9 protein-coding genes are annotated in these 12,419 nt (G+C 62.9%); 3 read left to right on the forward strand and 6 right to left on the reverse strand.

The annotated features are described in order from the left end of the window. Positions 1 to 11 precede the first annotated feature (11 nt). From CSV86_RS28465 to rpsU, 4 genes are all read right to left on the reverse strand, one after another. Positions 12 to 3,755: a bifunctional diguanylate cyclase/phosphodiesterase gene (locus CSV86_RS28465; RefSeq protein ID WP_009404233.1), complete on the reverse strand. Its 3,744-nt coding sequence runs from the start codon at positions 3,753 to 3,755 to the stop codon at positions 12 to 14. Positions 3,756 to 3,877: 122 nt separating this feature from the next. Further along, the gene (rpoD, locus tag CSV86_RS28470) at positions 3,878 to 5,728 is read right to left on the reverse strand and encodes an RNA polymerase sigma factor RpoD (protein ID WP_009404235.1); all 1,851 of its coding nucleotides are present in this window, start codon (positions 5,726 to 5,728) and stop codon (positions 3,878 to 3,880) included. Positions 5,729 to 5,795: 67 nt separating this feature from the next. Next, positions 5,796 to 7,790 carry a DNA primase gene (gene dnaG, locus CSV86_RS28475; protein ID WP_009404236.1) on the reverse strand — a complete coding sequence of 665 codons (1,995 nt, stop codon included), beginning with the start codon at positions 7,788 to 7,790 and terminating at the stop codon, positions 5,796 to 5,798. A 321-nt stretch (positions 7,791 to 8,111) separates the two neighbouring features. Further along, on the reverse strand, positions 8,112 to 8,327 hold the full coding sequence (gene rpsU / locus CSV86_RS28480) for a 30S ribosomal protein S21 (RefSeq protein ID WP_002551877.1): 216 nt from the start codon (positions 8,325 to 8,327) through the stop codon (positions 8,112 to 8,114). Between the two features lie 201 nt (positions 8,328 to 8,528). Between rpsU and tsaD the strand changes: the two genes are divergently transcribed. Next, on the forward strand, positions 8,529 to 9,554 hold the full coding sequence (tsaD, locus tag CSV86_RS28485; protein ID WP_009404243.1) for a tRNA (adenosine(37)-N6)-threonylcarbamoyltransferase complex transferase subunit TsaD: 1,026 nt from the start codon (positions 8,529 to 8,531) through the stop codon (positions 9,552 to 9,554). Here the strand turns inward: tsaD and plsY are convergent. Further along, positions 9,551 to 10,120, reverse strand: a complete 570-nt coding sequence (gene plsY / locus CSV86_RS28490; protein ID WP_009404244.1) for a glycerol-3-phosphate 1-O-acyltransferase PlsY — start codon at positions 10,118 to 10,120, stop codon at positions 9,551 to 9,553. The two genes, tsaD and plsY, sit on opposite strands and share 4 nt — an antisense overlap. A gap of 75 nt (positions 10,121 to 10,195) precedes the next feature. Here plsY and folB point away from each other — a divergent pair, with 75 nt between their 5' ends. Beyond that, entirely contained in the window at positions 10,196 to 10,552 is a 357-nt protein-coding gene (folB, locus tag CSV86_RS28495; protein ID WP_009404245.1) for a dihydroneopterin aldolase, read from the forward strand. Further along, positions 10,543 to 11,058 (forward strand): 2-amino-4-hydroxy-6-hydroxymethyldihydropteridine diphosphokinase, encoded by a 516-nt coding sequence (gene folK / locus CSV86_RS28500; RefSeq protein ID WP_009404246.1) that lies wholly within the window; start codon positions 10,543 to 10,545, stop codon positions 11,056 to 11,058. Before folB ends, folK begins: the two co-directional genes overlap by 10 nt. Positions 11,059 to 11,169: 111 nt before the next feature. On the opposite strand, the gene CSV86_RS28505 is transcribed toward folK, so the two are convergent. After that, positions 11,170 to 12,399: a multifunctional CCA addition/repair protein gene (locus tag CSV86_RS28505; RefSeq protein ID WP_009404247.1), complete on the reverse strand. Its 1,230-nt coding sequence runs from the start codon at positions 12,397 to 12,399 to the stop codon at positions 11,170 to 11,172. Positions 12,400 to 12,419: the final 20 nt, after the last annotated feature.

A 12,419-nucleotide genomic window follows, 5' to 3' on the forward strand; every position in this document is an offset into this window, starting at 1 on the left:
GTGGTCGCGGATTATATCGAGGGATTCCAGGCAGTGCCATCCGAAAGATCGGAAAGTACTATGCGTAAAAACGACTCGGCGAAGGCGTTTGCCGGTAGTGGCAGGCTGACGATGTAGCCCTGGATCTGTTCGCAGCCTTCCCGGGCGAGGAATTGCTGCTGGGCGGGGGTCTCCACGCCTTCGGCAATCACTGTCAGTTGCAGGCTGCGGCCCAGGGCGATGATGGCCCGGGCGATGGCGGCGTCGTTGGGGTCGTCGGGGAGGCCGCGGATGAAGGATTGGTCGATCTTCAGGATGTCCAGCGGCAGGCGCTTGAGGTAGCTGAGGGACGAATAGCCGGTACCGAAGTCGTCGATCGCCAGTTGCACGCCGAGGCGCTTGAGCTGGTGGAGAATGGCCAGGCCTTCCTCGGCCTGGCTCATGATGAAGTTCTCGGTAATTTCCAGTTGCAGATCGCCGGCCTTGAGCTGGTGGGTCCTGAGCAGTTGCTCGATGCGTCGCACCAGCCCCGGCTGGCGCAACTGGGCGCCGGCGAGGTTGACCGAGAGCGGGCCGAACGCCTGGTACTGGCGCTTCCAGGCCTGCATTTGCCGACAGGCATGCTCCAGTACCCAGTCGCCGAGTTGCAGGATCATGCCGTTCTCTTCCGCCAGCGGGATGAAACGCTCGGGCGGCACATCGCCGAAGTTCGGATTGGCCCAGCGAATCAGCGCTTCGGCACCGATCAGGCGTTGGGTCTTGAGGCTTAGCTTGGGCTGGAAATACAGGCTCAGTTCGTTACGTTCGATCGCCCGGCGCAGTTCGTGCTCGAGCGCGATACGCTCGCTGGCCTGTGCGGTGAGGTCGCGGGTATAGGCCTCGACGCGGTTGCGGCCCTTGGCCTTGGAGCGGTACATGGCGGCATCGGCGTTGCGGATCAGCGAGGCGACATCGATACCGTCCTGCGGGTACAGGCTGATGCCGATGCTGGCGCTGGAGAAGAACTCGTGATCGCCGGCCTGGAATGGCGCATTGAAACAGGCCAGGACCTTCTGCGCGATATGCTCGGCATCGCTGGCTTGATGCAGGCCGGGCAGCAGGATGATGAATTCGTCGCCGCCGAGGCGGGCGACGGTGTCGATATCGCGTACCTGTTCCTTCAGGCGATGGGCGATGGCCTTGAGCAGCAGGTCGCCGACCGGGTGGCCGAGGCTGTCGTTGATGTGCTTGAACCGGTCCAGGTCCAGGAACAGCACCGCGCCCTGGCGGCTCGATGCCTGTGGACAACTCAGTGCCGCCTGCAGGCGGTTTTCGAACAGTGTGCGATTGGGCAGGCCGGTGAGCGGATCATGGTGGGCCTGGTAGTCGAGCTTGGCCTGGGCGTGCTTGAGGCTGGAAATGTCGGCGAACACGGCCACGAAGTGGGTGGTGCCAAGTTCCGGGTTGCGCACTGCACTGATGGTCAGCCAGGCGGGATACAGCTCGCCGTTCTTGCGCCGGTTGAGAATCTCTCCCTGCCAGTGCCCGTCGGCACCGAGCTGATGCCACATGGCCGCGTAGAAGGCGCTATCGTGCTGGCCCGAGGCGAGCAGGCGGGGCGTGTGGCCGAGCGTTTCGTCTTCGCTGTACCCGGTGATCTCGCTGAAGGCCCGGTTGACCGCGCTGATGCGCTGGTCGGTATCGGTAATCAGCACGCCCTCGGCGGTGTTTTCGAAGACAGTAGCGGCCAGTTGCAGTTTTTCCTGCATCTGGTGGCGATCGGTGATGTCGCGGGCGATGGTCAGCATGCAGTCGCTGCCGCCGATGGGCAGCGGCCTGGCGGACAGTTCGCAAAGGCGTACCTGACCATCGGCACGGCGCAGATTGCACAGGAAATCTCGCACGAAGCCGTCTTTTTTCAGGTGTTCGAGCATTGCCCTGCGTTCGTTGAGATCGACCCAGATACCCAGGTCGATCGCCGTGCGGTCCAGCGAGGTCTGCATATCGAAGCCGGTCAGGCGGCAGAAACCTTCGTTGACCTCAAGCAACAGCCCGTCGCTTTGCCGCGACAGCAGCATGCCGTCTGGCGAGGCGTGGAAGGCCTTGGCGAATTTCTCTTCGGAAATCTGCAGTTGCTCCTGGGTTTCCTTGAGCTGGCTGATATCGCGTACCGCCACCACCAGCGCCGGGGTGCTTTCCAGGTCGAAGGATTCCGCTGAAATCAGTCCGGTGAACAACTGGCCATTGCTGCGACGGAAGGTCATTTCAAGATTGCGCACGCTACCGCGCTGCAGACGCTGCAGCAGGCTCGGGCCGATGCCTTCGACGCCCCAGATATTCAGTTCGGTGGCGGTGCGGCCGACCACCTGCGAAGGGGTGAGGCCGATCTGCTCTTCGAAGGTTTCGTTGATTTCCAGCAGGCAACCGTCGCTGAGACGGGCGATAACCAGGATATCCGGGCATTGGTGGAACACCGAGGCGAATTTCTGCTCCGACAGGCGCAAGGCCTGCTCGGTGTGCTTGGCTTCGCTGATATCGATCATCAAGCCGCGCATCACCGGCCGGTGGCCGTGCTCGATGAGGCTGACGATGTCGCGGATCCACAGGGTCCGGCCATCGGCGCGGATTACCCGGTAGTCCAGGCTGTGATCGCGCCCGGCGGCGGTTTCCGCGTCGCAGTAGGCCTGGGCCCAAAGGGCGTCGTCCGGGTGCAGGATGGAGCGCCAGAATCCTGGTGTGAGCCATGCGCTCAAGGGGTAGCCGAGCAGGTTTTCGGCATGGGGCGAGACATAGTTGTAGGTGAAGTCGTTGGCGTCGGCTTCCCAGGCAATCGCGGAAAGGCTCTCGACCAGGCCGCGGTAGTGGTACTCGCTGCTGCGCAGTTCCTGTTCAAGGGCGATGCGCCGGGAAATCTCCGAGCTGAGCCGGCGATTGACCCGGATCACCGCTGCCAGGATCGCCACCAGCAACAACATGCCTGGCAGGCCGTAGAGCAACAGGTCGCGCCACAGTGGCCGTTGCTCCAGCACCTTGCCGACCCAGCGTGCCTGGATGTCGGCAACCTCCTGCGCAGACATGTCGGCGAGCACTTTATCGAGGATGCCGATCAGGGTCTTGTTGCCCCGGGGCGTACCCATGGCCAGTTGGTAGCGGTAGGGCGTTTCGCCACTGACAAAGAGGCCTTCCAGCTTGAGTTCGCGCAGGGCCCAGACGCTCGAAGCCAGATCGCCGACCACCGCGTCCACCTCGTCGGTAGCCAGCGCTTGCAGCGCCGAACTGACATTGGGCATGGCCACCAGGTTGAGGTCCGGGTAATGGGAGCGCAGCAATTCATGGGGCGCATAGTTTTCCACCACGGCAATCTTCAGGCCGTACAGGTCCTTGATGGCGGCGGGATGCGGGCCGCCTTCATGGGCGAGGATCACGATGGGGAAATCCAGGTAGGGCCGGGTGAACGCCAGGTACTCCTGGCGCTCGGGCGTGGACATGATCCCGGGCATCAGGTCGATCTGCCCGTTGCGCGCCTGCTCGAGGACCTGCGTCCAACTGGAAGGGGCGCCGAGCGTGAAGTTGACGCCCAGGCGCTCGCGAATCGCGGCGATGTAGTCGGCGGCCAGTCCCTGGTAGCGGCCTTCCTGGTCCCGGTATTCGAAGGGTAGCCACGAAGCATCGACGCCGAGGCGCAGGCTGGAGTGGGCGTCCAGCCAGGCCTGCTCTTCATCGGTCAGGGTCAAGGCGCCGGCCGCTGCGCTCCAGGTGAACAGGAGCGACAGCAGAAGGGCCGGCAATCTCGGCATAGCGGCCTCGTCTACGAATGGATAGATTCGAGTGTAGACGGGCATTTTGCCTTCAGGGTCTGGGCGACAGGCCGTTGTTCGCCCAAAAAGAAAAACCCCGGCGGTGGCCGGGGTTCGTCTTGTTACTCGTCGAGGAAGGAGCGCAGATGCTCGCTTCGCGTCGGGTGACGCAGCTTGCGCAACGCCTTGGCTTCGATCTGACGGATCCGCTCGCGGGTCACGTCGAACTGCTTGCCGACTTCTTCGAGCGTGTGATCGGTGTTCATGTCGATACCGAAACGCATGCGCAGCACCTTGGCTTCACGTGCGGTCAGGCCCGAGAGCACGTCACGGGTGGCTTCCTTGAGGCTTTCGACAGTTGCCACATCGATTGGCGACTGCATGGTCGAGTCCTCGATGAAGTCGCCCAGATGCGAATCTTCGTCGTCACCGATCGGGGTTTCCATGGAGATCGGCTCTTTGGCGATCTTCAATACCTTGCGGATCTTGTCCTCGGGCATTTCCATGCGCTCGCCCAGCTCTTCCGGCGTCGGCTCGCGACCCATTTCCTGGAGCATCTGCCGGGAAATGCGGTTGAGCTTGTTGATCGTCTCGATCATGTGCACCGGAATACGGATGGTGCGCGCCTGGTCGGCGATCGACCGGGTGATCGCCTGGCGAATCCACCAGGTGGCGTAGGTCGAGAACTTGTAGCCGCGACGGTATTCGAACTTGTCCACCGCCTTCATCAGGCCGATGTTGCCTTCCTGGATCAGGTCGAGGAACTGCAAGCCGCGGTTGGTGTACTTCTTGGCGATCGAGATCACCAGACGCAGGTTGGCCTCGACCATTTCCTTCTTGGCACGACGAGCCTTGGCTTCACCGATCGACATGCGACGGTTGATGTCCTTGATCTCGGCGATGGTCAGGCCGGTTTCGGCCTCCAGGTCGACCAGCTTCTGCTGGCAACGCACGATGTCGGCGTCCAGGCGGCCCAGGGCTTCGGCCCATTTGGTGCTGCGCTTGGCGAGATCGCCGCTCCAGGTCAGGTCGACCTCGTTGCTCGGGAACAGGCGCAGGAAGTCGGCGCGTGGCATGCGGGCGTCACGAACGCACAGTTGCATGATGGCGCGTTCCTGGGCACGCAGGCGGTCCAGGGCACCGCGGACGCGCTCGACCAGCACTTCGAACTGCTTGGGCACCAGCTTGATCGGCATGAACAGCTCGGCCAGGGCCAGCAGCTCGGCGACGCCCTGCTTGCTGTCACGACCATGCTTCTTGAGGATCTTGGCGGTCGCTTCCAGTTGTTCGGCGACGGCGCCGAAACGCTGGCGAGCGACTTCCGGGTCGGGACCGCTCTCGGTCTCTTCCTCTTCGTCGCCGCTTTCGTCCTTTTCCTCGTCTTCGTCGTCACTGTCGGCAGCAGGAGCTGCCTTGGTGTCGACGGGCGGCGGCATCTCGGCTGGCGCAGCGATGCTGTCGTCAGGGTCGATGTAGCCGCTCAGCACGTCCGACAGGCGGCCGCCTTCGGCGGTGACGCGATCGTATTCGCCGAGGATGTATTCGACGGTGCCGGGGAAGTGGGCGATGGCGCTCATCACTTCACGGATACCTTCCTCGATCCGCTTGGCGATTTCGATCTCGCCTTCACGGGTCAGGAGTTCGACGGTACCCATTTCGCGCATGTACATGCGCACCGGGTCGGTGGTGCGACCGATGTCGGTTTCCACGGCCGCCAGCGCAGCAGCGGCTTCTTCGGCCGCGGCTTCGTCGGTGTCGGCTTCGGCCAACAAAAGGGCATCCGCATCCGGAGCACTCTCGAATACGTTGATCCCCATGTCGTTGATCATGCGGATGATGTCTTCCACCTGTTCCGGATCTGAAATATCCTCAGGCAGGTGGTCGTTGACCTCCGCGTAAGTCAGGTAGCCCTGCTCACGGCCGCGGGTGATCAACTCTTTGATGCGAGACTGCTGTTGCGCTTTTCCGGACATAACACCCTATCCACTGAAGGTCTTGGCGGGCAAAAAACAAGCCGGGGATTATACCCGAGCATGGACCTCACGCGCCAGTTGAGGTCGGGGTTTGTGCGGGAACATTGCGACTCAGGAGGTCGCGCAGCTGGTTTTTTTCCTCTGCGCTCAGTTCGCTTTGACGTGCTTTCCGGAGCAGATGTTCCAGGCTGCGCTCGCGTTGGCGAGCGGACAAGCTAGTTATAGTGTCGAAAAACTGCTGTTCAAGGTTGTCGGCATCGATCAGCCATTCCTTTTCCGCCAGCGCCCGCAGCAGGCGACCCTGTTCGGTACCATGCCAGCGTGCGATCAGCTGTAGTGAGCGTAGCTCAGGATTCTTTTGCAGCGCCTCCAGCAGTGCCACCAGCAACTGTGCGTAGACGTGCTCTTCGTCGGCAAAGTGGCTGGCGTCCTCGACCTTGCGTGCCAGCGCCGGGTGGTGCAGCAGGGTGCGCAGGGCGCTGAGTGTCGGCGGCTCTACCGAGGTCGGCACGCGCGGCGGATGATTCTGCTGCTGGCCGTTTCGCTCCCATGGCTTGCCCTTGCCACCCTTCCTGTCCCATGGCTTGCCATCCCATTTCTTCTTCTGGCCGCCGCCCTGGTTGGGGGTCCATTGCTGCTGTGACTGTGGCTGGAAATGTTCTGCATGATGGAAATCGCTGTAGTCCGGGCTGTAGTCCGGGATCGCATCGTAGTCGATGCCCGGGTCGTAGGCCGGCGGTGCGGTTTCCTGCGGTGCGTTCCGGGCCAGTTGCTCGACCTGCTGGTTGTCCAGGCCGGTGATTTCCTTCAGGCGATTGCGCATCAGCGCACGCAGGTTCGCACCCGGCACCTTGTCGATCAACGGCGCGGCGAGGGTGGCCATGTGGGCCTTGCCTTCCAGCGAGCGCGGGTCGGCTTCCTCGGTCAGTTGCTGGAAGAAGTAATCGGCCAGCGGCTGGGCGTGCTGGTTGATCCGCGCGCGGAAGGCGTCGGTGCCCTCGGCGCGGACCAGGCTGTCCGGATCCTCACCCTCGGGCAGGAACAGGAAGCGCGCCTTGCGTCCGTCCTGCAGGCTCGACAGGGTGGCTTCCAGTGCACGCCAGGCGGCATTGCGGCCAGCCTGGTCGCCGTCGAAGCAGAACAGCACGCTCGGCACCACCCGGAACAAGCGCTTGAGGTGTTCCTCGCTGGTGGCCGTGCCGAGGGTCGCCACCGCATTGCGCAGGCCTTGCTGGGCCAGGGCGATGACATCCATGTAGCCCTCGACCACGATGATTTCGTCGAGGTTGCGATTGAACTTGCGTGCCTCGTACAGCCCGTACAGCTCCTGGCCCTTGTGGAAGACCGGGGTTTCCGGGGAGTTGAGGTACTTGGGCTTGTCGTCGCCGAGCACCCGTCCGCCGAAGGCGATGACCCGGCCACGGCTGTCGCGGATGGGGAACATCACCCGGTCACGGAAACGGTCGTAGCGCTTGCCGCTTTCGGCGTTCTCGATCAGCAGCCCGGCGTCGATCATTGCCTTCTGCTGCAGGCTGTCGCTGCCCAGGTGCTTGAACAGGTTGTCCCAGCCTGGCGGGGCGAAGCCCAGGCCGAAATCGCGAGCGATTTCCCCTGACAGGCCGCGGCCCTTGAGGTACTCCACCGCAGCCTTGCGGGTTGGATGGCTTTTCAGGGCCTGGCGATAGAACTCGGCAGCCGCGGTCAGCAGCGGATAGAGCGGTGAATCCGTGGGCTGTCGCGGCTTGTGCCCGCGCCCGCTTTCTTCTCGCGGCACTTCCATGCCGGCGGCTTTCGCCAGTTCCTCGACGGCCTGGGGGAAGTCCAGGTTGTCGTGGTCCATGATGAAGCCGAGGGCGTTGCCGCCGGCGCCACAACCGAAGCAGTAGTAGAACTGCTTGTCTGGGCTGACGCTGAAGGATGGCGTCTTTTCCTTGTGGAAAGGACAGCAGGCGGTCAGGTTCTTGCCGGCCTTTTTCAGTTGCACGCGCGAACTCACCACATCGACGATATCGGTGCGGTTGAGAAGGTCGTCAATGAAACTCTGGGGAATCAGCCCGGCCATGGCTCTCTCGTCATCAGGCGATAATGAAGTCTATCGCTAATGCTGCGGGAACGACGGTGCATCCGAAACAGGTCGAATGGCAAACGCAAGAAAACGGAAAAGAAGATGTGCTCGTCGGTAACCCGTAAGGGTCCGTCAGTGTGACGTGCACGCCTGGCTATAAGCCAGTTCTGACGATTGTGGCAGGCTGCCCGGGCTGGGAACCAGTCTGGGCGTCTCCGGCGATACGACGGGTGTCGTGGCTGGAGTGAACAGCTTTGCTCGCTGCCGGCAGCCCGGCTTTGGGCCGGGCGAGGCAGAAGCTTGCGACAGACGTCTGTATCAGTACAGACGAACGGCGCGGCGCTGTTCGCGCTGAACTTTCTTGGCGTGACGCTTGACAGCAGCAGCTGCCTTGCGCTTACGCTCGGAAGTCGGCTTCTCGTAAAATTCGCGGCTACGAACTTCAGCCAGTACACCGGCTTTTTCGCAGGAGCGCTTGAAACGACGCAGAGCTACGTCGAAGGGTTCGTTCTCTTTAACTTTGACGGCTGGCATCCAGAGCTACCTTCATTCATTACCGGGGTCAACGAACTCGTGGCAGAAATGTGCACTGGAGAACGTCGGTTTTTAAGGGTTGCGGATGTTAACCCTTAGCCAGCAGGAATGCAAAGCCTCTGATCGAAAACCGCTGGTCGGCACAGGGAGCGAGGACTATCATGCGCGCCTTCGAATTCAGCCTCGACAAGGCAAGGACCCATGCTAGTACTGGGATTGGAAACATCCTGCGATGAAACCGGCGTCGCCCTCTACGACAGCGAACGCGGCCTGCTGGCCGATGCCCTGTTCAGCCAGATCGACCTGCACCGAGTCTACGGTGGCGTGGTGCCGGAGCTCGCCTCCCGTGATCACGTCAAGCGCATGCTGCCGCTGATCCGCCAGGTCCTGAGCGAAGCCGGCTGCGCGGCCAGCGATATCGATGCCATTGCCTATACCGCGGGTCCCGGCCTGGTTGGCGCACTGCTGGTCGGTGCGTCGTGCGCCCAGGCGCTGGCCTTCGCCTGGGGTATCCCGGCGCTTGGCGTGCATCATATGGAAGGTCACCTGCTGGCGCCAATGCTCGAGGAGCAGCCACCGGAGTTTCCGTTCGTCGCCTTGCTGGTGTCCGGCGGCCATACGCAACTGGTTCGCGTCGATGGCATCGGCCGCTACGAACTGCTCGGCGAGTCGCTGGATGATGCCGCTGGCGAAGCCTTCGACAAGACTGCCAAGCTGATCGGCCTGGATTACCCCGGTGGTCCGGAAATCGCCCGCCTGGCTACCCAGGGCGTGCCGGGGCGCTTCGTCTTCCCGCGACCGATGACCGATCGTCCCGGGCTGGATTTCAGCTTCAGTGGCCTGAAAACCTTCGCCCTGAACACTTGGCAGCAGTGCCAGAAGGCTGGAGACGACGGCGAACAGACTCGTTGCGACATCTCGCTGGCCTTCCAGCAGGCAGTGGTGGAGACTCTCACCATCAAATGCCGCCGTGCCCTGAAGCAGACAGGCCTGAAGCGCCTGGTGATCGCCGGTGGCGTGAGTGCCAACAAGGCCCTGCGCGCGTCGCTGGAGGAAATGACTGCCGGGCTCAAGGGCCATGTCTTTTATGCCCGGCCGAAATTCTGTACCGACAATGGTGCGATGATCGCCTACGCCGGTTGCCAGCGTCTTGCTGCGGGGCAGCAGGAAACCCTGGCCATCAGCGTGCAGGCACGCTGGCCGATGGAGACGCTGCAAGCGATTTAGAAGTGGCGCTCCCGGCCTGCGAAGAGGTCACGCAGGTTGCCGCGATGTCGCCAGACGATCAGCAGCGTCAGCAGGGTCATTGGCAGGAGTGCTTCCGGCTCGCGCCAGGCCAGCAGCGGCAGGGTCAGGGGCGTTGCGATCAACGCCGCCAGCGAACTGGTGCGGGTGAGGTAGAAGGTCAGCAGCCAACTGCAAATGGCCAGTAGGGCGGCAGGCGGGTAAAGGCCGAGCAGCATACCAGCGGCTGTGGCGACGCCCTTGCCGCCACGGAAGCGGAAGTAGAGCGGGAACAGGTGGCCGAGTACCGCGCAGAGACCGATCCAGGCTTGTTGCTGCTGGTCCAGGCCGGCCAGTTGGGCCAGCAGGACCGGCACCAGGCCCTTGCACAGGTCGCCAAGCAGGGTCAGGATCGCCAGTTTCCGCCCCGCCAGGCGCAGCATATTGGTAGCGCCGGCATTGCCGGAACCGCTCATGCGCGGGTCGGGACTGCCGTTCAGGCGGCTGAGGACGATGGCGAAGGACAGAGAGCCAAGCAGGTAGGCGAACATCGCCAGTAACCAAAACATGCTAACTATTCCGGGCAAGGACGCCCCTGATTCTAACGGCGCAAGGCGCCCTTGTCGTGCTGTGGAGAGAAGTGCTTGGACAGAGTGTTCATCGAAGGGCTGGAAGTCGACACCGTGATCGGCGCCTACGACTGGGAGCGTGGCATTCGCCAGTGCCTGCGTCTCGATCTGCGGTTTGCCTGGGACAATCGCCCGGCTGCGGCAGGTGACGACCTGAGCCTGGCCCTGGACTACGCCAGCGTGTCCGCTCGTATCCAGGCATTTGCCGAGCAGGCGCAGTTCGAATTGGTGGAAACCTTCGCCGAGCGCCTGGCCAAGGTGCTAATGGATGAATTCAACATTCCCTGGCTGAGCCTCAAGCTGACAAAGCCCGGCGCCGTGCCGGCGGCTACCGGTGGTGTTGGCGTGGAGATCGAGCGCGGATGCCTCTGACACGGGTCTACCTGGGCCTCGGCAGCAATGTCGAGCGCGAGCGGCACCTGACTGCCGGCCTCGATGCGCTGGCCGGTTTCCTCCAGCAGATGGAGTGCTCGCCGGTCTTCGAGAGCCAGGCGGTGGGAATCAAGAGCGGTCCCTTCCTCAACCTGGTGGTGACCGGCCTGACCGACCTGCCGCTGATCGAGCTGGATCGCCGGCTCAAGTTCATCGAGGCCGACAATGGCCGCTATGCCCCGGAGCGCAAGGGCTTGCCGCTGGATATCGATGTGCTGATGTACGGTGACCTGCACGGCAACTTCGACGGCCTGATCCTGCCTCGCGCCGAAATCCTCAAGAATGCGTTCGTGCTCTGGCCGCTGTCGTTGATTGCTCCGCAATTGGTGCATCCGGGGGCGGGCAAGAGCATGGCGCAACTGTGGAGCGAGGCACGGATCGACCAGGTGCTGGCACCTGTTCCTTTTCTCTGGCATGAGCGGCAACTGGCAATTTCCGGTAGCTGAGGCCTCATCGCTGCGGTGCGGCGGTCCGACAAGCCATACACAGGGTATGCGGCGCCTGCGATCCTGTGGGAGCTGGCTTGCCAGCGATGAGGCCCTCAAAGTCACAGCAGGTCAGCCTGCAGTACTCTCCTTGTAGCCCTTCAACGCATTCAGGCGAGCCTTTTTCAGCGCTTCGCCGAGTGCCTGCCCGGTGTAGCCCTGCTCGACCAGCGGCTGCACCGCGACCTTCCTCGCCGCCTCGGCCGCGCCGCGCAGGTAATCCGCCTGCGGATACTGGCGATCTTCCAGTCCCAGTCGCCCCCGGGCATCCATCTCGCACGCCACGATGAACTCCTCGAAGCGCTGCGGCCGCCGATACACGTCAAAGCGTTGCAGCAGTTCCAGCAGGGTCGCGGGCTTCAGCTCCAGCGCCCGGTGCCCGTGGGTGTGGTACTCGCCCACCAGCATCGCCAGTTCCTGGCAGTCCCGTGGCACCTTGAAGCGTTGGTTGATCTTGTCGATCAGCTTCAGCCCGCGGTGCTCATGAGCGATATGCCGCGGCCATTCGTGTTCCGGCGTGGTGCCCTTGCCCAGGTCGTGCAGCAGGCAGGCCCAGCGTACGGTGAGCGGTTGAGCGTGGCGGGCGGCTTGCTCCAGTACGGCCAGGGTATGGGCGCCGGTATCGATTTCCGGATGATGGGCGGCTGGCTGTGGGACACCGAACAGGCTGTCGACTTCCGGCATCAGCTCGCGCAATGCGCCGCAATCGCGCAGGACCTGGATGAATACCTGGGGATGATCTTCCATCAATGCCCGGGAAATTTCCTTCCAGCTGCGCTCCGGCGTCAACGCCTGGAGCTCGCCGGAATTGCTGAGCTGGCGCATCAGTTCGAGGGTTTCCGGTGCGACGCTGAAGCCCAGTCCTGCGAAGCGTGCGGCAAAGCGGGCTACCCGCAGGACGCGCAAGGGATCTTCGGCGAATGCGGGGGAAACATGGCGTAAAACCCGATTGTCTAGGTCTTGCTTGCCGTTATAGGGATCGGTCAGGTTGCCGTGCTCGTCTTCGGCCATGGCATTGATGGTCAGGTCGCGGCGGATCAGGTCTTCTTCGAGGGTAACCCCGGGGCTGGCGTGGAACGTGAAGCCGCCGTAACCCACGCCGCTTTTACGTTCGGTGCGGGCGAGGGCGTACTCCTCGCCACTTTGCGGGTGCAGGAACACCGGGAAATCCGAGCCCACGGGACGAAACCCCTGTTCCAGCATCTGTTCGGCCGTGGCACCGACCACCACCCAGTCATGGTCGGTGACCGGCCTGCCGAGCAGGCGATCGCGAACGGCGCCGCCGACTTTGTAGATCTGCATGAAAAACCTCCGTAGATGCC

The sequence above is a fragment of the Pseudomonas bharatica CSV86 genome, from assembly GCF_000319305.2.
In the GTDB taxonomy this organism is placed as follows: Bacteria; Pseudomonadota; Gammaproteobacteria; order Pseudomonadales; family Pseudomonadaceae; genus Aquipseudomonas; species Aquipseudomonas bharatica.

Excerpts from the sequence above, each read along its gene's own strand:
- rpsU (WP_002551877.1), bottom strand. The coding sequence starts at position 8,327 with ATGCCAGCCGTCAAAGTTAAAGAGAACGAACCCTTCGACGTAGCTCTG.
- dnaG (WP_009404236.1), bottom strand. The coding sequence starts at position 7,790 with ATGGCCGGGCTGATTCCCCAGAGTTTCATTGACGACCTTCTCAACCGC.
- CSV86_RS28465 (WP_009404233.1), bottom strand. The coding sequence starts at position 3,755 with ATGCCGAGATTGCCGGCCCTTCTGCTGTCGCTCCTGTTCACCTGGAGC.
- rpoD (WP_009404235.1), bottom strand. The coding sequence starts at position 5,728 with ATGTCCGGAAAAGCGCAACAGCAGTCTCGCATCAAAGAGTTGATCACC.
- folK (WP_009404246.1), top strand. The coding sequence starts at position 10,543 with ATGCCTCTGACACGGGTCTACCTGGGCCTCGGCAGCAATGTCGAGCGC.
- CSV86_RS28505 (WP_009404247.1), bottom strand. The coding sequence starts at position 12,399 with ATGCAGATCTACAAAGTCGGCGGCGCCGTTCGCGATCGCCTGCTCGGC.
- plsY (WP_009404244.1), bottom strand. The coding sequence starts at position 10,120 with ATGTTTTGGTTACTGGCGATGTTCGCCTACCTGCTTGGCTCTCTGTCC.
- tsaD (WP_009404243.1), top strand. The coding sequence starts at position 8,529 with ATGCTAGTACTGGGATTGGAAACATCCTGCGATGAAACCGGCGTCGCC.